23 protein-coding genes are annotated in these 26,352 nt (G+C 62.0%); 21 read left to right on the top strand and 2 right to left on the bottom strand.

Annotation, left to right across the window (positions count from 1 at the left end; genetic code table 11):
• Positions 1-6 precede the first annotated feature (6 nt).
• The 14 genes from rpmJ (at position 7) to ABD842_RS16580 (ending at position 13,989) form a co-directional block, all read left to right on the top strand.
• Positions 7-123, top strand: coding sequence for a 50S ribosomal protein L36 (rpmJ, locus tag ABD842_RS16645; RefSeq protein ID WP_046246595.1), 117 nt, complete (start codon positions 7-9; stop codon positions 121-123).
• Between the two features lie 24 nt (positions 124-147).
• Positions 148-525 (top strand): 30S ribosomal protein S13, encoded by a 378-nt coding sequence (gene rpsM / locus ABD842_RS16640; protein WP_073107034.1) that lies wholly within the window; start codon positions 148-150, stop codon positions 523-525.
• Between the two features lie 83 nt (positions 526-608).
• On the top strand, positions 609-1,001 hold the full coding sequence (rpsK, locus tag ABD842_RS16635) for a 30S ribosomal protein S11 (RefSeq protein WP_345074169.1): 393 nt from the start codon (positions 609-611) through the stop codon (positions 999-1,001).
• A 128-nt stretch (positions 1,002-1,129) separates the two neighbouring features.
• On the top strand, positions 1,130-1,735 hold the full coding sequence (gene rpsD / locus ABD842_RS16630; RefSeq protein WP_345074170.1) for a 30S ribosomal protein S4: 606 nt from the start codon (positions 1,130-1,132) through the stop codon (positions 1,733-1,735).
• Between the two features lie 72 nt (positions 1,736-1,807).
• On the top strand, positions 1,808-2,797 hold the full coding sequence (locus ABD842_RS16625; protein ID WP_345116469.1) for a DNA-directed RNA polymerase subunit alpha: 990 nt from the start codon (positions 1,808-1,810) through the stop codon (positions 2,795-2,797).
• A gap of 198 nt (positions 2,798-2,995) precedes the next feature.
• Positions 2,996-3,580: a 50S ribosomal protein L17 gene (rplQ, locus tag ABD842_RS16620; RefSeq protein ID WP_345116464.1), complete on the top strand. Its 585-nt coding sequence runs from the start codon at positions 2,996-2,998 to the stop codon at positions 3,578-3,580.
• Between the two features lie 199 nt (positions 3,581-3,779).
• Positions 3,780-5,078, top strand: a complete 1,299-nt coding sequence (locus tag ABD842_RS16615) for a TraB/GumN family protein (protein ID WP_345116461.1) — start codon at positions 3,780-3,782, stop codon at positions 5,076-5,078.
• Positions 5,079-5,239: 161 nt separating this feature from the next.
• Positions 5,240-6,256 carry a sensor histidine kinase gene (locus ABD842_RS16610; RefSeq protein ID WP_345116458.1) on the top strand — a complete coding sequence of 339 codons (1,017 nt, stop codon included), beginning with the start codon at positions 5,240-5,242 and terminating at the stop codon, positions 6,254-6,256.
• A gap of 26 nt (positions 6,257-6,282) precedes the next feature.
• Positions 6,283-7,083, top strand: coding sequence for a LytR/AlgR family response regulator transcription factor (locus ABD842_RS16605; RefSeq protein WP_345116455.1), 801 nt, complete (start codon positions 6,283-6,285; stop codon positions 7,081-7,083).
• A gap of 161 nt (positions 7,084-7,244) precedes the next feature.
• Positions 7,245-8,516 carry a phosphopyruvate hydratase gene (gene eno, locus ABD842_RS16600; RefSeq protein WP_345116451.1) on the top strand — a complete coding sequence of 424 codons (1,272 nt, stop codon included), beginning with the start codon at positions 7,245-7,247 and terminating at the stop codon, positions 8,514-8,516.
• 83 nt (positions 8,517-8,599) lie between these two features.
• The gene (locus ABD842_RS16595) at positions 8,600-8,914 is read left to right on the top strand and encodes an FtsB family cell division protein (RefSeq protein WP_345116448.1); all 315 of its coding nucleotides are present in this window, start codon (positions 8,600-8,602) and stop codon (positions 8,912-8,914) included.
• Between the two features lie 207 nt (positions 8,915-9,121).
• Positions 9,122-9,544, top strand: coding sequence for a hypothetical protein (locus tag ABD842_RS16590; RefSeq protein ID WP_345116445.1), 423 nt, complete (start codon positions 9,122-9,124; stop codon positions 9,542-9,544).
• A 578-nt stretch (positions 9,545-10,122) separates the two neighbouring features.
• The gene (locus ABD842_RS16585; protein WP_345116442.1) at positions 10,123-10,554 is read left to right on the top strand and encodes a hypothetical protein; all 432 of its coding nucleotides are present in this window, start codon (positions 10,123-10,125) and stop codon (positions 10,552-10,554) included.
• 42 nt (positions 10,555-10,596) lie between these two features.
• A complete protein-coding gene (locus tag ABD842_RS16580; protein ID WP_345116439.1) occupies positions 10,597-13,989 on the top strand; it encodes a T9SS type A sorting domain-containing protein in 3,393 nt (1,130 codons plus the stop codon).
• A gap of 96 nt (positions 13,990-14,085) precedes the next feature.
• Here ABD842_RS16580 and ABD842_RS16575 read toward each other — a convergent pair whose 3' ends face one another.
• Both ABD842_RS16575 and hscA read right to left on the bottom strand, forming a co-directional pair.
• Positions 14,086-15,288 (bottom strand): anhydro-N-acetylmuramic acid kinase, encoded by a 1,203-nt coding sequence (locus ABD842_RS16575; protein WP_345116436.1) that lies wholly within the window; start codon positions 15,286-15,288, stop codon positions 14,086-14,088.
• A 191-nt stretch (positions 15,289-15,479) separates the two neighbouring features.
• Positions 15,480-17,339 (bottom strand): Fe-S protein assembly chaperone HscA, encoded by a 1,860-nt coding sequence (hscA, locus tag ABD842_RS16570; protein ID WP_345116434.1) that lies wholly within the window; start codon positions 17,337-17,339, stop codon positions 15,480-15,482.
• Between the two features lie 420 nt (positions 17,340-17,759).
• Between hscA and ABD842_RS16565 the strand changes: the two genes are divergently transcribed.
• The 7 genes from ABD842_RS16565 to ABD842_RS16535 all read left to right on the top strand — a co-directional run bounded on the left by ABD842_RS16565 (position 17,760) and on the right by ABD842_RS16535 (position 26,172).
• Positions 17,760-19,853, top strand: a complete 2,094-nt coding sequence (locus tag ABD842_RS16565) for a DUF4331 family protein (protein WP_345116431.1) — start codon at positions 17,760-17,762, stop codon at positions 19,851-19,853.
• Between the two features lie 168 nt (positions 19,854-20,021).
• A complete protein-coding gene (locus ABD842_RS16560; RefSeq protein ID WP_345116429.1) occupies positions 20,022-21,347 on the top strand; it encodes a tetratricopeptide repeat protein in 1,326 nt (441 codons plus the stop codon).
• Position 21,348: 1 nt separating this feature from the next.
• Complete coding sequence (locus tag ABD842_RS16555; protein ID WP_345116426.1) at positions 21,349-22,029, top strand: HupE/UreJ family protein; 681 nt, start codon at positions 21,349-21,351, stop codon at positions 22,027-22,029.
• A gap of 38 nt (positions 22,030-22,067) precedes the next feature.
• The gene (locus ABD842_RS16550; protein WP_345116423.1) at positions 22,068-22,454 is read left to right on the top strand and encodes a hypothetical protein; all 387 of its coding nucleotides are present in this window, start codon (positions 22,068-22,070) and stop codon (positions 22,452-22,454) included.
• Positions 22,455-22,569: 115 nt separating this feature from the next.
• Positions 22,570-22,800 carry a hypothetical protein gene (locus ABD842_RS16545; RefSeq protein WP_345116420.1) on the top strand — a complete coding sequence of 77 codons (231 nt, stop codon included), beginning with the start codon at positions 22,570-22,572 and terminating at the stop codon, positions 22,798-22,800.
• A 2-nt stretch (positions 22,801-22,802) separates the two neighbouring features.
• The gene (locus tag ABD842_RS16540; RefSeq protein ID WP_345116417.1) at positions 22,803-25,169 is read left to right on the top strand and encodes a TonB-dependent receptor; all 2,367 of its coding nucleotides are present in this window, start codon (positions 22,803-22,805) and stop codon (positions 25,167-25,169) included.
• A 157-nt stretch (positions 25,170-25,326) separates the two neighbouring features.
• Complete coding sequence (locus ABD842_RS16535) at positions 25,327-26,172, top strand: murein L,D-transpeptidase catalytic domain family protein (RefSeq protein ID WP_345116414.1); 846 nt, start codon at positions 25,327-25,329, stop codon at positions 26,170-26,172.
• Positions 26,173-26,352: the final 180 nt, after the last annotated feature.

Here is a 26,352-nt window from a genome sequence, read left to right as displayed (position 1 = left end):
TTCCCAATGAAAGTTAAAACCTCGGTCAAAAAGCGCAGCGTTGACTGTAAGCTGGTTCGCCGCAACGGCAAACTCTACGTCATCAACAAAAAGAACCCACGCTTCAAACAGCGTCAGGGTTAAGCACCAGACTTTTTAAAAAAGCACATGGCTCGTATTGCAGGGGTAGACATCCCAGACAACAAGCGCGGCGAAATCGCGCTGACGTACATTTTCGGCATCGGCCGTCCATCCGCACAACGCATCTTGACCAAGGCCGGCATCGACCTGAGCAAGAAGGTGAAGGACTGGACGGAAGCAGAAGCCGGCGAAATCCGTAGCATCATTGCTGCCGAAATCAAGACCGAAGGTGTTCTGCGCTCGGAAGTGCAGCTGAACATCAAGCGTCTGATGGACATCGGCTGCTACCGCGGCTTGCGTCACCGGAAGGGTCTACCAGTTCGTGGGCAGCGCACCAAGAACAACTCCCGTACCCGTAAGGGCAAGCGGAAGACCGTTGCGAACAAGAAGAAAGCTACTAAATAAATTGTAGCGGGAATCGAAGCCTGTTCGGGTGAAAGCTCACCGGAACAGGCTTCTACACCTTCCGCATTTTTTGCGATAACCAGATGGCACAAAAAAGAAAAGACAAAGCCAAAAAGCGCGTTGTCGTTGTTGAGGCAGTAGGCCAGATTCACATCAAGGCTTCGTTCAACAACATCATCATCTCCATTACCAACAACAACGGCCAGGTTATCTCCTGGGCCTCGGCTGGTAAGATGGGGTTCAAAGGCTCCAAAAAGAACACTCCCTACGCGGCCCAGATGGCTGCCACGGATTGCGCCAAAGTCGCCCACGACCTGGGTCTGCGCAAAGCCGAGGTGTTCGTGAAGGGTCCGGGTGCTGGCCGCGAGTCGGCCATCCGTACGCTCCAGAATGTGGGCATTGAGGTAACTACCATCCGCGACGTGACCCCGCTGCCGCACAACGGCTGCCGTCCACCTAAGCGTCGTCGCGTCTGATATACTGAACTGGTCAGCCTCCGTGCTGACCACCCGTGTCGGGTTTCTGATGCGCTTACTTTGAGTAAGCGGCGTCTGAGAAGCCCGACACGCGTGGTTCAACCCCTTCAAAACTCAACATCCCCGAAATGGCACGTTATACCGGTCCCAAATCCAAGATTGCTCGTCGCTTCGCAGAGCCGATCTTCGGTCCGAGCAAAGCGCTCAACAAAAAGAACTATCCTCCAGGTCAGCACGGTCGTGGCCGTCGTAAGAAGCAGAGCGAATACGCGGTGCAGCTGATGGAGAAGCAAAAGGTGAAGTACATGTACGGCATCCTGGAAAAGCAATTCGAAAACCTTTTCCACAAAGCTGCTGCTCTGCCGGGCATCACGGGTGAGAACCTGCTGGCCCTGCTCGAGTCGCGTCTCGACAACACGGTGTACCGTTTGGGCATTGCTCCAACGCGCCGTGCTGCCCGTCAGCTGGTGCTGCACCGTCACATCACGGTAAACGGCGACGTAGTCAACATCTCTTCGGTTAAGCTCCGGGCCGGCGACATCGTCGCGGTTCGGGAGAAGTCGAAGTCGCTGGAAGCTATTACGACGAGCCTTTCTTCCCGCAATGCCCGCGCTTTCTCGTGGCTGGAGTGGGACGGTAAGGAGATGGTAGGCAAGTTCCTGAACGCCCCTGCCCGCGACCTGATTCCGGAGAAAATCACGGAGCAGCTCATCGTCGAGCTTTACTCGAAGTAATCCTAAGGACCCGGCTGCGGCCGGGCCCTTTTTCTTCGATTCTTTCCCTGTTGTAATTTTAAAGCCCCACTTATGTCAATCTTAGCTTTTCAAATGCCGGAGAAGGTTGTGATGGAGAAATCCGACGACTTCTACGGAACGTTTGAATTTAAACCGCTGGAGAAAGGCTACGGCGTCACGATCGGCAACGCACTGCGCCGCATCCTGCTGTCGTCGCTGGAGGGCTACGCCATTACGTCGGTTCGGACGGCCAGCGTGCTGCATGAATTCATGACCATTGAGGGTGTGATTGAGGACATGTCCGAAATCATCCTGAACCTGAAGCAGGTTCGCTTCAAGAAGGTCAGCGACGCAATTGAGGATAAAATCACGGTCCGCATCAAGGGCCAGGATGCTTTCTCGGCGGGCGACATCAATAAGTTCACCACCGGTTTCGAGGTCCTGAACACGGATCTGGTTATCTGCCACATCGACCCGAGCGTAGAGCTGGAGTTCGAGTTCACGGTGCAGAAAGGCCGCGGCTACGTACCCGCCGAAGAAAACCGCCCTGCCGACCAGATATTCGGTCAAATTGCCATTGATGCCATCTTCACGCCCATCAAAAACGTGAAGTACAGCATTGAGAACACCCGCGTAGAGCAAAAGACCGACTACGAGAAGCTGCTCATCGAGATTCAGACGGATGGTTCGATCCACCCCGAGGAAGCCTTGAAAGGCGCAGCCAACATCCTGATTCAACACTTCATGCTGTTCTCGGACAACACGATGACCTTCGAGACGGCTAAAGCTGAGGAAGAGGAAACCGTGGACGAGGAGACGCTGCACATGCGCAAAGTTCTGAAGACGCCGCTGGCGGATATGGACCTGAGCGTACGTGCTTACAACTGCCTCAAGGCTGCCGACATCAAGTCGCTCGGCGACCTGGTGCAGCTGGACATGAGCGACATGATGAAGTTCCGCAACTTCGGTAAGAAGTCGCTGACCGAACTGGAGAACCTTGTAGAAGAGAAAGGTCTGACCTTCGGGATGGACCTGAGCAAGTACAAGCTCGACGAAGAATAGCCGGATGTGCTGATTGAGAATGAGTCCAGTGCTGCGCAAGCAGCCGGCGGCCAGCCTTGATCAGCACATTTCTTTTTTAATCCCTTTTTTCACCAATGGGCCCCGAGGGGCAGTGGTTCTAATGAGGTGGCTACCTTACCAGCCGCCCGCCGTGGCCACGCCCGCAAGCCCATGCATCCGCTTTTTTAAGCAAGTACCATGAGACACGGTAAAAAAATCAACCACCTGGGCCGGACGGCTTCGCACCGCAACGCCATGCTTTCGAACATGGCCTCGTCGCTGATTGTGCACAAGCGCATCTCGACGACGGTTGCCAAAGCCAAAGCCCTGCGCAAGTTCGTAGAGCCCCTGCTGACCAAAGCCAAGAGCGACACCACGCACTCGCGTCGGACCGTATTTGCTACGCTGCAGAACAAAGAGTCCATCAAGGAGCTGTTTGATTCGGTAGCCGGCAAAATTGCGGACCGTCCCGGTGGCTACACCCGCATCATCAAGATGAGCGACACGCGTCTGGGCGACAACGCCGACATGTGCATCATCGAGCTGGTCGACTACAACGACACCATGCTGGAGGCTAAGGCTGCCGGCGAGGCGAAGACCACGACCCGTCGCTCGCGCAGCAAGAAGAAAGCCGATACGACTGACACGGCGGCTACCGCCGCTACTACTGCTGCTCCGGCGGCCGTAGTAAGCGAAGAAGCTGCTGCTGCCACCGACGCTCCGACCGAGACGCTGAAAGAAGGCGAAACCCGCGACGAGAAAAACGAAGAAGCTGCTTCGTAGTAACGACCGCAGCTGACTACCGGAAAGGGACGTGCCGTAAGGTGCGTCCCTTTTTTTTTGGCGCTGTGGTGAGCGTTTTTCAAAGCTCAGGCACTTTTTACGGCAGTTCATCGGGATTTTGCTGCGGTTCGGGAAAATGTGGTAGGGAACAGGGCGCAGCAGACCGTGCTTTGGTCTATTAACCTATCCTTGCTGCGCCATGAAAATCTTCTTCTGCTTTGTTCGCCCCCTGCTGCTGGGGCTGCTGCTAACCGCCAGCGCAGCCGTCCGGGCTCAGGCCCCGGTAGTCACCGCCGAACCGGTATTCGCCGGGGTGCCCCACGAAGTCATTGAGCCTGGTACGACAGTGGATTTCCGGCTGTTCGACGCGGCATTCTACCAAAACCAGCTGTTTCTGCTGGGTGAGGCCCACGGCGTAGCCCGGCCGCAGGAAGTAGACTACGAGCTGTTCAAGCACCTCAACCAGCGGGCCGGGGTGCGCTACTACGTGGGCGAGTTCGACTGCGCCAAGGCTCACTATCTGAATCAGTACCTGCGCACCGGCAACGATAGTACGCTGCAGCTGGTGTTTGGCAGCTGGGTGCGGGATGAGTCGCAGTGGGCGAACAAGGATCTGCTGAACAAATTCCGGAAACTGCGGGCCCTGAATCAGAGCCTGCCTCCAAAGCGGCAGATGGTATTTGTCGGCCTCGATGAAGTGCAGGATAAGCTTCTGGTAGCGGATTATCTGCACTGGCTGCTGTATAAAAAGGGTTATTCTGAAGTATTGCGGCGGCAGGGCGATTCGCTGCAGACCATGCTGCGGCAGCCTTCGACGCCCGCGCTGCCCATGCTGGCCCGGCGCACTATTGCGGAGCTGAAGCAGCATTCCAAAACCTACCGTTTTACGCTGGGCGCTTCCTATGAGCCGCTGCTCCACCTGCTGGCCAACCTGACGTACCGGGCCGATGGGCTGAGCCGGGAGCAGAGCATCTTCGCCAACTTTCGGGCCCTGAGCCAGACCAAAGCGTTGGCGGGCCAGAAGATGTACGGCCTCTGGGGGCTCGCGCACGTGCTGCAAAGCCCGCTGCAAGGGGGACAGACGATGTTTGCGGGGCTGGTGCGGCAAAGCAGCCTGCCCCAGCACGACAAAGTGGTATCCATCATGTGCGCGTTTTCGGGCTGCCAGATGCTCTACCCCAACAGCGGCCTGCCCGCCCCCTGGCGCACGCCGGGCCAGGTGTACGGCAGCACCAACAAGTTCAACCACGACGGGCCGCTGACGGTCATTGAGGGCATTGGGGAGCTGAAGGCCCAGGCAGCCCCGCACAGCCTCACCCTGTTCCGCCTCGATGCGCCGGCGGCCGCCACCCGCCACCAACCGATTCGGGTTACGTACGCCCCGGGAATTCCGGCCGCTCAGCAGATGAAGTTCAACCCCAGCCTGCCCGCCGCGGCCTACGTGCAGTACTTGGTGCTGGTGCGCGACTCCGGTCCCGTGCAGGCGCTGCGGCCCTGAGCCGCCTTATCCTTCCTGTCTTATCACTCGTGAAACCGCTATTAGGTGTGCACCGGAAAGGAGTGGGCCGCGTGGTCCGCTCTTTTCTTTTGGCGGGATATCCGGGGAAAGAGTGGCAACTTCCCGCCGGAAATGCCGCCTGGCCTGCCCACCTTCGTGCCATGCTCCTGACCCGCCCTTCCCGCTCCGACGTACTGACGGCCGCCGCCTACTGGCCGGTAGCTGCCGCAGTGATTCTGCCTACCTACGTAGCGCAGTTTGGCTGGGCGCGGGCCGGGGCCGGGATGCTCTACACGGTGCTGCTCGATTCGGCGGCCGTGTTTGCCCTTGTGTTTGGGCTGTTGCCCAACTTACTGACGCCCCGTTACCGCGGGCGGGCGCTGGGGCTGGTGGTGGTCTTCCTGCTGGCCAGCGGCCTGCTCTACGGCGGCGGCTACGCGCTGGTGCTGAACACCCCCCTGCACTGGAGCCCGATGGCGCTGGTGAAAAACATCATCCGCCACGCCTTCAGCTACGGGATGCTGGCCGTGCTGCTCACCGGCAAGCGGTACTTCGACGTGCAGCAGCGGCTGACGCTGCTGCAGAAGGTTCAGGCCGAAAGTGAGCTGCGCAACCTACGGGCCCAGCTCGACCCGCACTTCCTGTTCAACAACCTGAACGTGCTGCGCGGGCTGATCCGGCAGGACCCCGCCGAGGCCGAGGAATACCTGACTCATTTCGCGGCTCTCTACCGTTTCCTTATCCGCCACAAAGACGACGACTTCGTGTCCCTGGCCGAGGAGCTGCGCTTCGCTGATGAATACGTGTACCTGCTGCGACACAGGTTTGGGGCCGCCTACGCCTTTCGCCAGCCGCTGCTTCCGCCCGGCGGCCTGGCCCGGCAGCTGGTGGTGCCCGGCACGCTGCAGCTGCTGCTCGAAAACGCCATCAAGCACAACGCCGGCGACGAGGACGACCCGCTGGTGGTGACTATCGAGGCGACGGCCGGCACGCTCACCGTGCGCCACCCGCGCCGGCCCAAGCTCACCCCCGTCGACTCGACCGGCACGGGCCTAGCCAACCTGCGGGAGCGGTACCAGCTGCTGACCGGCCAAGCCATCCGGGTAGAAAGCACCGGGTCCGAGTTTGTAGTGACTGTTCCGGTGCTGGCAGCTCTGACACCCGCGGCCGCCTGCTGAACTGCTCAACTCAACCCTGGTAGCATATGCGTATCCTGATTCTGGAAGACGAAGAGCCCGCTGCCCGCCAGCTGCTGGCATTTCTGCGGCAGGCCGGCCTCGTGGGCACGGAAGACACCCCGCCGCCGGTGCTGCGCAGCGTGGAAAAGGCCCTGGTCTGGCTGCAGGCCAACCCGCCGCCCGATTTGATTTTCTCCGACATCGAGCTGCTCGACGGCAACGTTTTCGGGCTGTACGAGCGGTTTGCGGTTCGCTGCCCCATCATCTTCACCACGGCCTACGACCAGTTCCTGCTGCCCGCCTTCCGGGGCAACGGCATTGCCTACCTGCTTAAGCCGTTCAGCTTCGGCCAGGTGGAGGAAGCCCTGGCCAAGTACCACAGCCTGCGCCAGAGCTTCCAAGGCTCTGCGGAGCCCGCCGCCCAACCAACGCTGAGCGCCGAGGTGCTGCGCGAACTGAGCCAGGCGCTGCGGCAAAGCACCCAGCCCGCCTACAAGCAGCGCTTTTCGGTGCGGATGCGCCAGGGCCTCTACATCCTGCCCACCGCCGACGTGGCCTACCTGCAGGCTGACGAGGGCGTGGTTTTCGCCGTGGACGGAGCCGGTACGCGCTACCCGCTCATCGGCACGCTCACCGAGCTGGAGCGCCAGCTCGACCCGGCTTGCTTCGGGCGGCTGAACCGCTCGGAGCTGGTCAGCGTAGCCTTTATCGAAAAAGTGGAGCCCTACTTCAACAACCGGCTGGCCGTGAAGCTGCGCGGCAGCGCTACTACGCTCACCACCAGCGCCGCCCAGACCCCAGATTTCCGGCGCTGGCTGGAAGGGTAAGGGCCGGGCGGTGGCAGAAATTCAGGCCGGCTCTTTTCCGAATTCCTTACCTTGGCCCCCGCAATGCCGCCGGGCCGGTTTCTAGTCCTGCGCAGTGCCCGACTGGTGCTGTATTGCGTGATTTCCGTCGAAACCCCATTTTCAACCTTAGCTTTTTCAACATGAGCATTATCTCGGCCATTCATGCCCGGCAGATTTTTGATTCGCGCGGTAACCCGACCATTGAAGTAGACGTGACCACCGAGAGCGGGGCCGTGGGCCGCGCCGCCGTGCCTTCGGGCGCCAGCACCGGCAAGCACGAGGCCGTGGAGCTGCGCGACGACGACAAGAGCAAGTACATGGGCAAGGGCGTGCTCAAGGCCGTGGAGAATGTGAACAGCCGCATTGCCGAAGAGCTGATGGGCTTCTCGGTGTTCGAGCAGGGCCTGCTCGACAAGATCATGCTCGAAATCGACGGCACGCCGAACAAAGCGAACCTGGGCGCTAATGCCATTCTGGGCGTTTCGCTGGCCGTAGCCCGGGCCGCGGCCCAGGAAGCCGGCATGCCGCTGTACCGCTACGTGGGCGGCGTGGGCGCTACCACGCTGCCCGTGCCGATGATGAACATCCTGAATGGCGGCTCCCACGCCGACAACAGCATCGACTTCCAGGAGTTCATGATCATGCCCGTGGGCGCGCCGTCGTTCTCGGAGGCGTTGCGCTGGGGTACCGAAATCTTCCATCACCTGAAGGAAGTGCTCAAAAAGCAGGGCTTCAGCACCAACGTGGGCGACGAGGGCGGCTTTGCGCCGAACATCAAGTCCAACGAGGACGCCATCAAAATCGTCATCCAGGCCATCGAGAAGGCCGGCTACAAGCCCGGCGACGACGTGATGATTGCCATGGACGCCGCCGCGTCGGAGTTCTACTCCGATGGCCACTACCACTTCAAGAAGAGCACCGGCGACAAGCTGACGTCTTCGGAGATGGTGAATTACTGGACCGACTGGACCAAGAAGTACCCCATCATCAGCATCGAAGATGGCATGGACGAGGACGACTGGACCGGCTGGAAGGCCCTCACCGACAGCATCGGCAGCACCACCCAGCTGGTGGGCGACGACCTGTTCGTGACCAACGTAACCCGCCTGCAGCGCGGCATCGACGAGAAGATTGCCAACTCGATTCTCATCAAGGTCAACCAGATCGGTACCCTCACCGAGACGATTGACGCCGTAAACCTGGGCCGCCGCAACGGCTACAAGAGCATCATGAGCCACCGCTCGGGCGAGACGGAAGACAACACCATCGCCGACCTGGCCGTGGCCCTGAACACCGGCCAGATCAAAACCGGCTCGGCTTCGCGCTCCGACCGGATGGCCAAGTACAACCAGCTGCTGCGCATTGAGGAAGAGCTGGGCGAAACGGCCTACTTCCCCGGCAGGAAGATGTAAATCAGTTACTAGCCCAAGGCTAACGTAAAAACAAAGAGGCCGTTCTGCACGCAGGACGGCCTCTTTGTTTATCTTTGGTCGCCATGCAAATTTCCGCCCTTCTGGACCGGGTGCCCCGGTTTCTCCGCAGCTTTTACTTCTTTGCCACCGTCGGCTTCCTGGTCTGGATGTTTGTGTTCGACTCCAACGACCTGTTTAAGCAGTACGACATGTACGCCAAATGGCGGGAGCTGCAGGGCGAGAAGGAGTATTATCTGAAGAACATTGAGGTAGTGAAGAAAGACCGGGCCGAGCTGCTCAGCAGCCCTGAGCTGCTGGAGAAGTTTGCCCGCGAGAAATACACCATGAAGCGGCCCGGCGAGGATGTTTTCATCCTGGTACCCCAGCCGACTGAGTAAGCAAAAATCCGCGTCAGGCAGCTGGCGCGGATTTTTGCTGCTGGCGCCTTTCCCAGCCGACTGACTGCGGGTAGTGGCTCCCGGGCAGGTTAGTCCTGCTGCCAGCCCTGGCTTGTTGGTTTGCGTAGCGGGGAGTGCCAACGTGGCCCCGTATTTGACCAGGGCCGCCCTATGAAGCCAGGATTTGGGTTGAACAGGGTCTTTCCATTGCGCCGCGCCGCCCTGCTGGTGCTGCTGGCAGTACTAGCGCTGGCTCCGCCGGCCGTAGCCCGGCCCTCGCAGGTGCAGATAGCCCGGCAGTTTGTGCTGGCCATCCTGCGCGGCGACTACGACCAGGCCTACCAGCTGCTGGCTCCCGAGGTCACGGCGGCTGTGACGCCGGCCCGCTTCCGGGCGGCGGCGGCGCCCCTCTACGCCAAAGGCCAGCAGTTTAAGCCCACCATCGACTTATACAAGCTGGGCGTACGCATCGGGGAAGCCAACGACGTGCGCAACTTCTACAGCTTCATGTTTAAAAGCGACACGCTGGCGCCCCGGCCCCAGGTGCAGCTCGACATTACCTTCCGCGACTCCACCGCCACGCGCATCCTGAGCTTCGGTCTGATTCCGGCCCCGCAGAGTACGCGGTAAACCAGGCCTTGGCGCTGCCGCACCCCCCGCTCTGATTCTGAAGCCCGGTCCTTGGTCCGGGCTTTTTTGTGTTGATGGCGGTCGGAGTAGCCAAGGCAGGGGCCGGCTTGTCCACTGCTCCAAGCCCAGTGGTCCACGGGGGTTGAGCACCGCACAGCCGGAGGCTAGCCGGGCTTAGTCCTGCCAAATACCGCGTTGGTGTAAGGAAGTTGGCTGCCTCCCGCCAGCGGCTATGTTTGAACTATCAAGTAGTAAATCAGATGATTGTCGGCTGTACTGCTCAGGCAGCCGTGCCGGCAGATCCACTACCCAGGCTTATTTCCCGGCGCAGGAAGGCTTAGGCCACCGCCGTTTCACCGACGTATATCCGCTTCTCTGTGCTTATGCCAACCCAGCTTGTCGGCGGCCCATTTTCGATGCTCCTGCTGCTTGCGGGCGGGTTGGCCGGGTGTGCTCAACCCTGGGTCCGGGGGCCTACCGTAGTACAGGGGCTGATTCAGACCAGCCCGTCTGGGCCGCCGGCGACTGGGGCAACACTGCAGGTGTACCAGGCCTCCCGGGGTGGGGGCTACGCACCCTTGGCTCCCACCTACGCTGCCGAGCCCAATGGTCGGTTCTCGTTTTCCTTCCCTGCTACCCGGCGGGCGGGCTACGTGTTGCGGGCCACGGCTCCGCCCGGCTATTTCACCGAGTGGGGTCTGGCGCCGAGCCTTCGGGCCGGTCGTCCGAATACGGGCCTGGTCGTACCCGTGCGGGCCCCGGCCTGGGTGCGCCTGCAGCTGGTCGACGAGCCGCCCCATAGTCGGGTGAGCCTTTTTATTTCCGGCTATGAGGGTAACGGCGACCGACTCTACGCGCCCCACGACACCGTGCTGATCCGGCCGTCGCTGGCCGGTTTTGTCGGCAAGATCATCTGGGTGCTGACTGACGAGGCCGGCGTGGACCGGCAGCGTGAGCAGGCGGTGCAGCCGGGTGCTCTGGATACGGTACTGGTGCGAATTGCTTTCTGATTCAGTTTGATACCTGATTTTCCACTTAATTTTTCAATGCTTATGAAAACTCGATTACTCGGTTTGCTGGTAGCCCTGGGGTTGTGCAGCACCCCCGCCTGGAGCCAGACGGAAACACTGGGGCAGGGTGACCCCGGCCAGGAAATGCGCGACGCCACCGCCGGGCTGAACCCCAACCGCATCGGCACCGGCGTGCTGCTCAACCGCACCATGCTGATAACCGACCCCCACCGCTTCGGCGGCAGCGGCGACACGCTCACCGACTGGAAGGGCTGGGAGCAGCAGTACTGGGAATTCTATAACGCCTCGCTGCAGCCGCAGGGGTTGCTGACGCGGCAGGAGCTCTGGAGCCGCATTGATGCAAAGTTCAGCCAGAACGCGGTGCCGCTGCTCATGCTCAAGTACCGCTACGATGAGCTGCTGCCCGATGCTGCCGCCCAGGGCCTGATTACCGTCGACTCCACCAAGGAGGTGATGTACGACGGCCCCAACCTGAGCCGCAGCCCCTACTCCCAGGGCCATGTGTTCTCCGTCGCCATGGCGCTGCCCACGGGTGAGGGGCCCATGGCGGTCTACGTCGGCAAGGAGTTCTGGCTCGGCAATGAGACGGCCCCGGACAATATCTGGCTCGACTTCGGCGACGGCGCCGGCTGGCGCCTGGTTGCGATGGGCAGCACGGTAGATATTCAGGTGAAGCCCGGCGGCGGCGGCGGCGTGGAGTACCGGGCCGCCGGGGCGGCCCCCACCCAAACCATCTACGCCTACGACCCCACCGACTGGAGTCTGGCCAAAACTGGTCTGCAGTACCGCAGCACCCAGGCCAGCGTGTTGCCGGACGTGGCGCTGGGCGTGCTGGCCAGCCGGTCGTGGCCGGGTTTTACGCCCAGCGGACCCGTACACGCCCAGCAGGGGCGGGCCAAGGCAATTGCCTGGATTAAGTACGCCCAGAGCAATACCACCGGCAAGCTGCGCAAGCCTCTGGTCTTTGTGGAGGGAATCGACTTTGCCAAAAACCGCAACGACCAGGGTGGAGTCTTTTCGGTCTTCTTCGAAAACTACCGCGTCACCGGCACCGGCCCCATTGGCCTGAGCAGCTTTACCAACCCCATACAGGCCAGGGGCGGCTTCCGCAACGGCGCGGCCGGCTGGAATGAGATGGTCGACTACAACAGCGACTATAAGTCGCTGGAGAAAATGGGCGCGCTCCAGCAGAGCATGCAGAACGGTACGGCGGCCACCGACGGCGACTACGACCTGATCTACCTGGACTTTTCCGACGGCGCTTCGCTGATTCAGCACAACGCCATGGTGCTGGTCGAGCTGCTGGAATGGATAAACAAGCCCGTCAACCGCACGGCCAATGCTGAAGAAACCGTGGTTATTGCCGCCAGCATGGGCGGGCAGGTGGCCCGCTTTGGCCTGGCCTGGATGGAGCAGCAGGGCCTGTGCCACAATAGCAAGATCTACATCTCCGTCGACTCGCCCCACCGCGGGGCCAACGTGCCCATCGGTCTGCAACACATGTTTGACCGGCTCCAGAACATCTGGATCGGCTCGGGCAGTGCCGAGGACGGCATTAAAAAGCTGCGGCGCGAAGCTTCCCAGCAGATGCTGGTTTTCAACTTCGACGGTGGAGCTACCGGGCGCCGCAACCAGTGGCAGGGCTGGCAGAACTCGGCCAACAGCTACCCCACGCTGCTGCGCAAGGTGGCCACGGCCAACGGCAGCGGGCAGGCCGTCAGTCAGCCCGGCATGTGGCCGGGCATGGAGATTCTGCATACTGCCGGCGCGGGCATCATCACGGGCCCGAACCACGCCTACGCCCTGCCCGGTACTACCAGCCACGGCCAGAACCGCGTGGTGTTTCGCTACAAGAAAGCCATTTCGATTTCGGGTAAGTGGCACCAGTCGATTGCCGACGCCAGCTGGGGCAACTACGACACCTCGCCCGGCTCCCAGGCCCGCGTGGCCGGCGACGCCAGTGATGTCAGCAACCAGATGAAGGCCGACTGGCCCACCAACACGTTCATGCCCACCATCAGCGCGCTCGACGTCAAGGATGCCGGCCCGGTGGTGAATCCGTACTTCGCCTACAACGTGCAGCAGCAGATTCCGGTAAGTGACCGGCCAAACCGCGCCAAGTATGCCTTCGACGCCTACTTTGTGGCCGGCAGCATCAACGAGCCCCACGTACAGATTACCAACGGGCAGGGCTCCAGCCAGGGCAACACGTCGTATTTCACCGACAACAGCACCTGGATTCGCAACGAGCTGCGGGAGTCGGCCCATAATATGCCCGCCGTCCTGTCCAGCATGTACAACTTTGGCAACCCCTACCGGCACCTGCTGCCCTCGGTGCAGATCAACACCAATGGCTACCTGATGATCAACCACTGGGCCATGGGGGCCAGCGGCGGCAGTGGGGCCTATTATAGCCCGGCTCCGGGGCACTTCGAGGTGTATACCTCCAGCTGCGCCACGGTGGTGCAGGTAAACGACCATGGCTCCATTCTTCTGGGCAGCTCTACGGCAGGGGTCGGCAATCCGGCTTCGCACCCTGCTACGCTGCAGATGTCCGCCAACAGCCTGCTGGATCTGCGCTCAGGTGGTATAGTGACGGTGGAGAACGGCTCGGTGCTGCGCATTGTGGCCGGGGCTACGCTGGTAGTCCGCAACGGGGCCACGCTCAACGTAAAAGGGCAGCTCATCGTGGAGGCCGGCGCCTATATCTGCGTGGAGAACTCCGGCAGCATCATCGTGAGCAGCGGCGGCAGCTACACCGTGAGCCCCACCGCCACTTACTCGGCCAACCCGGCGCTGAACCTGACCGGCCTGGCGTGCGGCCCGCCCGCGTCTACCCTGCTGCAGGCCAGCATCTCTTCGCTGAACTACACGTCCTGGTGCACTTCGAATACCGGCCGCAACAACTACGCTCAGTTTGTGGGCGCGGCCTCCGGCGGCACCGGAGCTTACACGTACCGCTGGTATATCGATGCCACCCGCACCGGCAACAGCTACCAGCTGGCGGGCACGGGAGCTACGTTCGGCGTGTGCATGAACAGCTACTCCTCGCTGATTCTGGTGAAGCTGGAAGTTACCAGCGGCGCCCAGCAGGCGGTGGCGGAATATTATGCGTCGCCCCAGTTCCGGGAGGCCCTGTACCCGAATCCGGCGGATGAATACGTCGACATTGCTCCCGAGCAGGTCGGTGCTGCCGCGGCCAAGGTTGCGGGTGCCACTCCGGTTTCGGCAGCCACCCCGGCTCCGATGGACGTGACTGTGTACAATGCGCGGGGCAAGGTCGTCTACACGGCCGAAGGCCTCACCGACCCGCTGCTGCATCTGAATACCCGCAGCTGGCCCGCGGGGCTGTACCAGGTGAAGGTACGCCAGGGCAAATCGGTCACCCAGCGTCAGCTCAGCGTGCAGCACTAGCATTGACGGCTAGGGCCACCACTACTTCAAAGCGTCCCCGGCAACTTGCCGGGGACGCTTTTTGCGTTTACGAGCCGCGGGCAACGGATGGGCTGCCTACCCGGGAAAGGAAATCTTGCCCAGGGCTACGGCCGGCACCTGCTGGGGTCCGTGGCCAATGGACAGCGGATTGCCGGCCAGGGTTTCATTGGCCAGAATGGCGAACAACACGGCTTCTTTGGCATCGGGGGCAATGCCCAGCGCGTCGGTGGTTGCAAACCGGGCCTGGGGCAGACGCCGCTCAATGGCAGCCAGCAGGGTAGGATTGTGCAGGCCCCCGCCGCTGACGTACACGTGCAGGAGCCGCGTCGGGCCAAATGCCTGGGTGACGGCCAGGGCAATACCCGCGGCAGAAAATTCGGTCAGCGTGGCCAGCAGGTCGGCAGGGGAGAGGTGGCCGGTGCCCGTGCGCTGCTGGGCGGCGCGCACGTAAGCCGGGCTGAACAGTTCCGGGCCGGTGGTTTTGGGCAGGGCTTCGCCGAAGAACGGCTGGCCGAGCAGCTCGGCCAGCAAGGCCTCGTTTGCCCGGCCCTGCGCGGCCAGGGCGCCCTGCTCGTCGTAGCTCTTGGTGGGGTCAAATTCGCGCACAAACGCGTCGAGCAGGGTGTTGCCGGGCCCGACGTCGGTGCTGAAAACCTCGGTGGCCGCCAGCGTGCCGGGCAGGAACGTGAAGTTGGCAATGCCGCCCAGGTTGAGCAGCAGCCGGTCTTCGCCGGGTTGGGAAAATACCAGGTAGTCGCCATAGACGGCCAACGGCGCCCCCTGTCCGCCGGCGGCTACGTGCTTTTGCCGAAAGTCGCTGATGGTCAGAATGCCGGTTTGCACCGCCAGGTGGTCGCCGTCGCCGAGCTGCAGGGTGGCATTGGGCCAGCCCGCCCGGCCGTGCTGGTGCCGGGGAGCATGAAAAACCGTTTGCCCGTGACTGGCAATGGCATCCACCTCGCACGTTTCGACTTGCCAGCTGCGCAGGCAGCTTAGCACCATATCGGCGTGCAGGCGGCCCAGCCAGGCGTGGAGCAGGGTCAGGTGCTGGAGCTCAACTTCGGGGCGGGCAAATACGCGCCGGATTTCTTGGCGGACAGCCTGCTGGTAGGGCACGGTGGCAAAGTGCTCCACTATCACGCGGGTAGCCGGCCCGTGCCCGGCAAAGTGGCAAAGCGCCACGTCCAACCCATCGAGCGACGTACCCGACATCAGGCCGACAATTCGCCGCGCCGGCTTTTGCGCCGCTGCCATCAGCCGGGTGAGGTTAGCATTCATGGAGGGAGCAGAATTTAAAGTGTCGTTGCAAGCGGAAGGCGGCAATCTGTTCCGGGCCGCAAAGAAAGCTTTGTGACAGCAAAAAGTCCCGACGTGGTGCTGACGGCGGGACTTTCTGGTAAAAAGGAGCTGACCGCATTTCAGAGCAGCAGTTGCGGCGGCTCTACCTCGCAAGGACCAGGGAAACGGCCCTACTCAATCTTTTTGCCGGCCATAGCCTGCTTGATGGAAATGTTCATCACCCGCTCGGCAAAGGGGCTGGTGAGCTCCTCCAGTTTATCCACGGCTCCCAGAATAGTGTCTTTGTCGCCGGTTTCCAGGGCTTCGCGCAGGTTCTGGGTCTGAGCGGCGGTCTGGGTGATTTCGTCTTCGGTCAGGTACTGCGAGTTCTTATCCACGAAGCGCTCGACCTGGTAAATCATCTGCTCGGCCACCGTGCGGGCCTCAATGACCATACGCGCCGTCACGTCGGCGCGGGCGTGGGTCAGCGAGTCCAGCAGCATCTGCTCCACCTGCTCGTCGGTAAGGCCGTACTGGGGCTTGATTTCGACGGCCTGCCGGGTATTGGAGCGCAGCTCAATGGCTTCGACCTGCAAAATGCCGTCGGCATTGAGCAGGAAGTTCACGTCGACTTTGGGCAGGCCGGCGGGCATGGCCGGAATGCCGCGCAGGTCGAATTCGGCCAGCTTGCGGTTTTCCTTGACCAGATCCCGCTCGCCCTGGTACACCGAGATTTTCAGGTTCACCTGCCCGTCCACGCTGGTCGTGTACTGGCGGCCGGCCTTGGTCGGAATCTTGGAGTTGCGCGGGATAATCGGGTCCATCAGCCCGCCCAGGGTTTCGATGCCCAGCGTGAGCGGCGTCACGTCGAGCAGGAGCACGTCGCGGCGGTTGCCGGCCAGGATATCGGCCTGAATGGCGGCGCCCAGGGCTACCACCTCGTCGGGGTTGAGCGAGTTGTCGGCCGGCTGTTGAAAGAACTCCGACACCGAATCGTAGACCAGCGGCACCCGCGTGGAGCCCCCGACCAGCAGCACCGCGTCGAGGTCCTGGGGAGTGAGCTGGGCATCGGCCAGCGCCTGCCGGCACGAGTCGATGGTACGCGCCACCAGCGGCCGGATCAGCGCATTAAATTCCGTCTTGGTCAGGCGCAGCACGAGGTCGTTGAAGTTGGCGCCGAAGTCGTCGTGCTGGCTGAGGTACTTCTTGGCCGACTCGGCCAGCAGGCGCAGCTCCTGCTGCAAGGGGCCGCTGCCCGCCACGGCGGCGCCCAGCCCGTGCTGGGCCGTCCAGTGGTTGATAATGGTGCGGTCGAGGTCATCGCCGCCCAGGTAGGTGTCGCCGTTGGTGCTCAGCACCTCGAAAATGCCCTGCTGGATGCGCAGAATGCTCACGTCGAAGGTGCCGCCGCCGAGGTCGTACACGGCAACGGTCTTTTCCTCGTCCGGGCTCAGGCCGATGCCGTAAGCCAGCGCCGCCGCCGTGGGCTCGTTTACGATGCGCAGCACTTCGAGTCCGGCCAGGCGGCCGGCGTCGCGGGTGGCCTGGCGCTGGGAGTCGTTAAAATACGCCGGCACGGTTATCACGGCGCGGTTGACGGGCGTTTTCAGCGCGTGCTCGGCGCGGGTGCGCAGCTCCTTCAGAATCTCGGCCGACAGCTCGATGGGGGAGTAGAACCGGTCGGCTACCCGGATTTTCACCATCCCCTCGGAGTTGTCGTCGATGACTTTGTAGCCCAGGTCGGCCGCGTGGCCGCCCAGGTCCTGGTAGCTTTTGCCCAGCAGGCGCTTTACCGAGTAAATCGTGTTCTGGGGGTCGGTGAGCAGGTATTCCTTGGCGTCGGTGCCCACGAGGGGCTCGGCGCCGCCGGCCGGAAAGTGCACCACGCTCGGCACGATGGTGCCCCGGTCCAGGTCGTTGATAGCCACGGGCTGCCGGCCGTCGGGGTGAATATAGGCTACCAGGCTGTTGGTGGTGCCCAGGTCGATACCGACAATAATTTCTTCCTGCTGAATGGTGCCGGTGGAGAGGTTGATTGCAACTTTAGCCATGCTGGGGGGAGCGGAGCGCCGGGGGGCGGGGTGAAAAGACAGGAGCGACCAGTGTAACCGCCGAACTGCTTTGGGGGGTCAAAAGTAGTGAAGAAATGCCGGCCCTGCCCGGCAGTAATCGCGCTGGCCGTGAGCCAGTAAGGCTACGCCCTAATTTTATTGTCGGAAAGTTCCATTTTAGCAAAACCAGAAGGTGCTAAGGCTGCGTATGTGGCTTTGTAATTACTTCAATGCCTGTCCGCTGCATCACCCGCTGATTCTTGTGTCAGCGACCCTTGATTGCCAGTGCTGCCTGCTTGGCGCCGTGTTGCTATTCCGATTACCGCACACCCCTTCCTATTGCCCCGTCTTTTTCTGCGGCCTGACTATTCAGGCCGGATACAGCATTCCCATTCTATTCACTTTTCTTTTTCCAAAACCATGAAGAAGACCTTTACGCGGCCGATTCTCCACCTGTCGCTGGCTGCTACGGCAGTTGTAGGTGCCTTGGCCTGGAGCGGCCAAAACACTCGTCTGGAAGCTTCCAGCCACCGCGAGGCCCCGCTTATTGCCGACGACCCGCTGGCCGACAACACTGACCTGTACGCCTTCCGCGACCCGGTCAATGCGGAGATGATCAACATCATCGCCAACTACATTCCCCTGGAGATTCCCCAGGGCGGTCCGAACTACAACAACTTCGGCGAAAACGTACGCTACGAGATTCACGTGAAGAACTCGGCTGCCAACGTTAACCAGGACGATATTACCTTTCGTTTCACTTTCGCCCGCACCAACGAAGATCCGGCCACGTTCTTCAACATCCGGAATGCCGGCGCGGGCCCGAAGCAAAACCTCAAGGCTACCTACACGATGGAAGTGAGCCGCAACGGCGGCGCTTTCACCACCCTCACCACCACTGGGGTAGTACCTCCGACCAACGTGGGTCCCCGCTCGATTTCCAGCCCCGTCGGCTTGAACGTGCCGGATTATAACACGCTGATGACCGGCGCTATCCAGACCGTGGCCAGCAACGTCCGCGTATTCTGCGGCCCCGTGGATGATCCTTTCTTCGCTGACCTGGGCGGCATCTTCGACCTGGGCGGCATCCGTACTGCCGCCGCCCGCGACGGTCTGGCCCGCAAGAACACCCACACCATTGCCCTGCAAATCCCGATTTCGGTACTGCAGAAGGATGGAAAAAACGGTGCTCAGGCTCTCAACATCCTCGACTCCGACTTCATCATCGGCGTGTGGGCTTCGGCCAGCCGCCCGGCCCTGCGTACGTTGAATACCGACGGCACCCAGGCGCACACCGGTAACTTTGTGCAGGTATCGCGCATCGGCATGCCGCTGACCAACGAGGTTATCAACCCTATTGGCGCGAAGGACCGTTGGAACGTTAACACGCCTTACACTGAAGTTGCCGTTACCGAAGACTACCTCTCGAACCCTGAGCTAGGCCTGTACATGGCTGAGGGCCCGGGCTACTTCGGGGCCGCTATTCCCGGTCTGAGTGCCTTGCGCGTTCAGCGCAACTCGCTGGGTTCTTTTGACTTTGCCAACGGCAAAGATGGTGTTTCAGCCCTGCTCAACGCACCGGCCGCCGCAGTAGCAGGCACGGCTTTCGCCAAAGTAGCGGCTGGTGGCTTCGCCGAGTATCTGCTGCGTCCGGCCAAGCCGCGCTCGGTCGACATTCTGCCGATCTTCCACACCGGGGTGCCGAACCTGCCGCCGTACCAGCTGGCTACCGGCAAAACGGCCAACATGCCTCTGACGGCCGGCAAGCCGTTTGTCAACAACTTCATGCCGCTGATCGACAACCCGGCTGCTGCCGCTGGTATTGGTGGCGACATGCTGCGCCTGAACATGGCCGTGCCCGCTACGCCCCGCAACTCGGCTGACTTCAGCTCCGAAGGTTTGCTGGCTGCTGCTGTGCTCGGTCTGACCGACGCCCGCTTCAACGCCAGCGCCGCCCTGCAGAACATTCCGAACATGGACGGCTTCCCGAACGGCCGTCGTCTGGAAGATGATGTTACCCGCATCGAGCTGCAAGCCGTAGGTGGCGTAGTACTGGCGGCTCTCGGCCTGTCGTACGAAACGGCCAACGGCTTGGGCAACGTGTTGACCTTCCGTACCGGCATCGAAGCCAACGACACTACGTTCAAGGCTGCTTTCCCCTACATGCAGACGCCCTGGAGCGGTACCAAAGCGCAGCGCGTCGCTCTGTCGCAGCGCGGTGCTTCGGGCCTGAACATGTCTTCCTCGCCGATTGAAGTAGCTCAGAACTACCCGAACCCCTTCTCCACCGAAACCACTTTCCACTACGAAGTAGCGGCTAAAGGTCCGGTAACGCTGATTGTGTCGGATATGATGGGCCGCAAGGTTGCTACGCTCATCAACAACAAGGAGCACAAAGTAGGAGCCTACGACCTGGTATGGAAAGTACCGGCTCTGTCGGCCGGCACGTACATCGCTACCGTGAAAACGGGCGAAACGGTACTGCAGTCCATCAAGCTCGTTCACACCAACTAGCCACGGTTTATCGGCCCAGCTGCCAAGTCCGCTTGGTTGCACCGACGCCGATATAGGTGGTAAATTGATAGCCGGGCTCGGGTGAGAGCCCGGCTATCTTTTTTTGGGCGTGAGCCAGCGGCTTTCCTGCCTATCTTGCTCACCCCATCATCCTCACAACCCACTGCTTTGCGTAAATATCTCTACCCAATTCTGGTGCTTTGCTTTGGAGCAGCGGTTGCCGCGCTGATTTTCTTCCGCAAGCCCGAACCCATTCCCGTGCTCAAGGAGCGCCACGGCGACCTGGCCCTGGGCGGGGAGTGGCTCAACACCAAAAACGCCATCGACGGCCTGCTGGCGCAGCTGCGGGCCAAGCCCGACGACAACAAAGCCAAGCTGATGCTGGCCCAGGCCTACATGCAGGAGGGCCGCGTAACCGGCGACCATCCCTACTACGACATGGCGGCCATGCAACTGCTCAACGGCGTGCTGGCCAAGGAACCCGAAAACTTTGAGGCCCTGTGCTGCAAGGCCTCCCTCAGTCTCACCCAGCACCACTTCTCCGAAGGGCTGGCCGTGGCGCAGCAGGCGGTAGAAATCAACCCCCACAACGCTTTCGTATACGGGCTGCTCTGCGACGCCAACGTGGAGCTGGGCCGCTACGACGAGGCCGTGAAAATGGCTGACAAGATGAACCAGGTGCGCCCCGACCTGCGCTCTTACTCCCGCGTATCGTATCTGCGCGAGATTTACGGCGACTACCCGGGGGCCATCGAAGCCATGGACATGGCCACCAAAGCCGGTTATGAAGGGCTGGAGCAAACCGAATGGGCCCGCACCACGCTGGGTCATCTCTACGAGAGTACCGGCGACCTGCTGCAGGCCGAAAAGCAGTACCAGCGGGCGCTGCTGGCGCGGCCCTACTACGCCTACGCGCTGTCCGGGCTGGGCCGCATCGAAAAGGCCCGCAAGAACTACCCGGTTGCCATCGACTACTTCCGCAAGGCCCGCGCCACGGTGAAGGACTACGCGTTTGCCGACGAGCTCACCGATTTGTACCGTCTCAACAACGAGCCCGCCAAAGCGCAGGCCATGGCCAAGGAAGCCATTGGAATGCTGGCTGCGGATGCCACGGATGCCGACGAAAACGAGCAGATGGGCCATTACGCCGACCGGGAGCTGGCCTATGCCTACCTCAAAACGAATGAGCTGGACAAGGCCCTGGAGCACGCCAAAATAGAGTACGAACGGCGTCCGGACAACATCGACGTCAACGAAACCCTGGCCTGGGTGCACTACAAGCGCGGCGAGTACAAGCCGGCCGAAACCTACATCACGAAAGCGCTGCGGACGAAGTCGAAAAACCCTACGCTGCTCTGCCGCGCGGGCCTGATAGCCACCAAAAATGGCAAAACGGCCGAAGGCCAGGCCCTGATCCGGCAGGCGCTGAGCACGAACCCCTACCTAAGTATGGATCTGGCCGATGAAGGCAAGAAACTGCTGGCCGCCAACTAACGTGAACCGCTCCGCCTTCTTAAAACTGGCTTTTCCCGGGCTGCTGGTCGTGCTGCTGCTGGCCCTGCCGCAGCTGGCTGCCGCGCACGTGCTGGACGTGGACCTGAGTAAGCTTTCCCGCACCGACATTGTGTGGACCTACCTCAAGCTGGGCTACACCCACATCCTGCCGCTGGGCCTCGACCACATCCTGTTTGTGCTCAGTATCTTTTTTCTGGAGCCCCGACTCAAGCCCGTTCTGTGGCAGGCTACGGCCTTCACCGTGGCCCACTCCATCACGCTGGGGCTGGCCATGTACGGCTTCATCAACCCACCGGCCGACATTGTGGAGCCGGTTATTGCCTTGTCCATTCTGTTTGTGGCCATTGAAAACATCTTTGCCGAGCGTCTGAACCCTTTTCGGGTGGCCATCGTGTTCGGCTTCGGCCTGATTCATGGCCTGGGCTTCGCCAGCGTCTTGACTTCGCTGGGGCTGCCGCGCTCCATGTTTTTTGAGTCGTTGATTTCCTTCAACGTGGGCGTGGAGCTGGGTCAGGTTTCGGTAATAGTGCTGGCCTGGCTGCTGATCGGCTACTGGTTTGCCAACAAGCCCTGGTACAAACAGCGCGTGGTGGTGCCGGCTTCGGTACTCATTGGCCTGGTGGCCGTCTACTGGACGGTAGAACGGGTGTTTTTTGCTTAATCCTCTTTCCTGCCTGCTTACCCGCTATTTTTCTACTTATGCTGCGCTCTTGGCTCGTCTTCCTGCTGCTTTGCAACTACCTGCTGGTAGTGGGCGCGGGCCTGGTGAACCGGGCTGAGCCGCTGCGCTACACGGTGGCGCATCCGTACGTGCACAGCCACAGCTGCCAGCAGCAGAACTACCTGCGGCTCGACTGCTTCAGCACCTGCAACGGCGACCAGCAGGCGGTGGCCAAAAGCCCGAAGGCCCCGACGCCCCAGCAGCTGCTGACGCTGAGCAAAGGCATTGACCTGCACTGCCTGGCTTCCCCAATCAGCATCCTCAAGCCCGAATTCCGCCTGGTTCCGCCCGTGGCGGCGGACCTCATCCAGCGTTTTCCCGCCGGATTCGGGGCTGACCTATACTCTCCTCCCCGTCAGGGATAAGCCAGCGGCGGCCCGCTTCGGGTCCGCCGTGCCGTGCGTCGAGCTATCCGCGCGGTCGAGTCTTGTCCACTTATCTGTGGCCGCCGGCATTGCCCGGCCCACCCTTCCCTGACGTATGAAACTCCCCTTTACTGCTTTTCAACTGCCCCTGGCTGCTGCCACGGAGCGGGCCTCGACTGTATGGCTGCCCGGCCGCACCGCGTGGTCGACCGAAATTTCTACCGCCCCTCGGTCCACCGCCCGGCAGGAGCACAAAGTCCGCCAGCTGACCAGCCTGACGGAGCACCGCGCCCAGGTTCTGACCCAGCGCCGGACGCCCGTTCGTACTTCCGCTAAGCGCTGGTAAGAATGAAAAACGTCTCTCTTAACCGGGCACTGCCCGCGCCGGCCGGCATCTGGGTGTCTGCCCTGCCCGCCCGCTTTCGTTTTGCTTTCCGGCTGCTCGGCATCATCGGCCTGAGTTTGCTGGGATTTCCTTTGCTGGCCCAGAACACCGCTTCCATCCGTGGTATCGTGGCCGACTCGGTTTCCGGGCAGCCGCTGTCGGGCGTGGGGGTGCGTCTGCTGGGGCAGCCCGGCGGCACGGCTTCCGATGCGCTGGGGGGCTTCCGCTTTGGCAGCCTGCCAGCCGGCACTTATACCGTGCAGGCGGCCGCCCTGGGCTATGGTGCCCGCCCGCTGGTGGTGGTGCTCAAAGCCGGCGAAACCCGTACCGTTACGCTCCGGCTGCCGGCGGTAGCTCTCAACCTGAGTGAGGTGACCGTGTCGCAGCCGCGGGATGTAAACCAGTCGCTGGCCGCTATTTCGCACATCGACCAGGTGCTGCGACCAGTCAACTCGGCCCAGGACCTGCTACAGCTGGTGCCCGGGCTGTTTATTGCCCAGCACGCGGGCGGCGGCAAGGCCGAGCAGATTTTCCTGCGCGGCTTCGACGTAGACCACGGCACCGACTTCGCCGTGAGCATCGACGGCCTGCCGGTGAACATGGTCAGCCACGGCCACGGCCAGGGCTACGCCGACTTCCACTTCGTGATACCGGAAACCGTGGAGCAGCTGAAGGTGTACAAGGGCCCCTACACGGCCCGGTTCGGCGATTTTGCCACGGCCGGAGCCGGCGAGTTCCTGACCAAAACCCGGCTCGACAAAAGCCAGGTGAAGGTGGAGGTGGGCCAGTTCGATACCTACCGCGGTGTGGTGCTGCTGGATCTGCTGGGCAACGACCAGCGCCACCTGCTGTCTAAAAAGCCGGAAAGCGCCTACGTCGCGGCCGAGTACCTGTATACCAACGCGTATTTTGACCAGCCCCAGAACTTCAAGCGCTTCAACGCCCTGGCCAAGTACACGGGTCAGCTCTCGGACAGGACGGCCCTGACGCTGCTCGGCTCCCACTTCACGTCCAACTGGGATGCCAGCGGCCAGATTCCGGACCGGGGTGTGGAGCAGGGCGTTATTTCGCGCTTTGGCAGCATCGACCCCAGCGAAGGCGGCAGTACCGACCGCACCAACGCCTCGGCCATCCTGACCACGGCCCTGCCCGGCGACGCGGTGCTGCGCCAGCAGGCCTACTACTCGCGCTACAACTTCGGGCTGTACTCCAACTTTACGTTCTTCCTCAACAATCCCGAGGAGGGCGACGAAATCTACCAGACCGACAACCGCGACATTTACGGCTACACGGCCACCTACGACCGGGATTCCCGGCTGGGCAGCCGCGCCCTGCACACCACCTTTGGCCTGGGCACCCGTATTGACGCCACCGACGTGAGCCTGCTCAATGCCGTGCAGCGCACCGTGACCGATACCACCATCAGCGGGCGCGTGAACGAGCAGAACATCAACGCCTACCTCGAGGAAACCCTGACGCTGACCGAGCGCCTGACGGTGAATGCCGCGCTGCGGGCCGATGTGTTCCGGTTTCGCTACCGCGACCAGCGCCCCGGGGCCGACTCGGTATCGGGGCGGGCGACGGCCGCGCGCGTGTCGCCCAAGCTTAACCTGTACTACCAGCTGGCCCCCGAGGTGCAGCTGTTCGTGCGCTCGGGCTTCGGCTTCCACTCCAACGACGCCCGGGGCGTGGTGCGCGGCACCGTCGGCGACAACGTGCTGCCCCGGGCCATCGGCTACGAGGCCGGCAGCACCTTCAAGCCCGTGCCGAGCCTGGTGGTGAACGTGGCGGCCTGGGCGCTGCACCTGCAGGACGAGCTGGTGTACATCGGCGACGAAGGCGTGACGGAAAGTACCGGCCCCACCCGGCGCTTTGGCCTGGACCTGGCTGCCCGCTACCAGCTGACGACTCGCCTTTTCGCCGATCTGGACGTGAACTTCAACCGCGGCCGGCAGGTAGAAGCGCCCCGGGGAGCCAATTTTATTCCCCTGGCCCCAAACTTCACCAGCATTGGCGGGCTCACGTTTAAAGCCTCCAGTGGCCTGAACGCCAGCCTGCGCTACCGCTACATCGACGACCGGCCGGCCAACGACGACGGCAGCATCACAGCCCAGGGCTACTTCCTGCTCGACGCGGTGGTCAACTACACCATCAAGCGCTTTCAGGTGGGGGCCACGGTCGAAAACCTGCTGAACGTCGAGTGGAACCAGGCGCAGTTTGCCACCGAGAGCCGGCTGCGGGGCGAGCCGGCGGGCACCTCCGTCGACGAGCTGCACTTCACACCCGGCACGCCGTTTTACCTGAAGCTGAACGCCAGCGTATTTTTCTAGGCCCTGGGCGAAGCAGGAACAGGCCGCCCACGCAGTAAGCCCGCCGATAAGCTGTTGTCAACGGCTTTTTCGGCGGGCTTTCGGGCTTTATTTCGACCTGCTGCGGCGGAAGGCGTACTTTAGAGCGGCGTCCCGGTGCGGGTGCCGAAGTCGGCTGATGAAAAATCTCTTACAAACTACACGTAGAAAGCTCGGTGGTCTGCTGCTGGCGGGAGCGGCGCTGCACGGCTGCCAGTCGGCCGGGCAGCCCGCGCAACAGTTGGTGGCGCTGCCCGCTACGACCTGCCAGGCTACGCCTACCGTGGCCGGACCCGCCTCCCGCGATACGCTGCAACCACCCGCGCTGGCCCCCCTGCCCGAAGTATCAGGGGAGCTGCGCCAGCAGATCCGACGCCTGCACGCGGCCCTTGGGGCCGAGGCCGCCGAGCTGCGGCCCGCCGTGTGGGAGCGGGCCTGCGTGGGCTACCTCGTGCTGCGGCAGCAGGGCAAAGTGCGCCGCTCCGGCCTCCTGGCCGTGGCCGATATGGAGCTGCCCTCCACCGCGCAACGGCTGTGGGTGGTTGATTTGAAGGCGCAAAAGGTGCTGCACCGTAGCTATGTGGCCCACGGCCGCGGGTCGGGTAAGCTGCTGGCCCGTCGGTTTTCCAACCGGATCAAATCGGCCTGTACGGCCCTGGGCTTCTACCGCACTCAGGATGCGTACGGCGGCAGTCATGGCCTGTCGCGCCGGCTGCGCGGGCTGGATGTGGGCCAGAACAGCAATGCCCAGGACCGCTACATCGTGCTGCACGCCGCCGACTATGCCGGGCGGGCGTACCTGCGCAAGCACGGGCAGCTGGGCTACAGCCGGGGCTGCCCGGCCCTGCCGCCCGAGCAGTACCGCGCCATTATCGGGGCCGTGGGTGAGGGGGGCTGCCTGCTGCTCTGCGGCTCCGGGCTGGAGTCGCGCTGGCTCGACGGCGCCGCCGCCGGCCGGGCCTTTGCCACCCGGGGCTGGCAGTAAGCCGTATGCCCGGCCGCTCCCCATTTTGAGTTCAAACAATTTTTGCTCAAACAATTTAAATTATTTGAACTGTCGGCCGTCCACCGCTCTAGTGCTTAGTCAGGAGAGTTTTTCGAACAAACCTTTTGGTAGTGGCGGGTGAGTTTCTCCCGCGCCTTATCGAGCGAGAATTGCCAGTTG

It is taken from the genome of Hymenobacter algoricola, from assembly GCF_039539525.1.
Classification (GTDB): Bacteria; Bacteroidota; Bacteroidia; order Cytophagales; family Hymenobacteraceae; genus Hymenobacter; species Hymenobacter algoricola.
The sequence above is the reverse complement of the archived record's forward strand: the minus strand, read 5'-3'. Positions and strand labels throughout refer to the sequence as shown.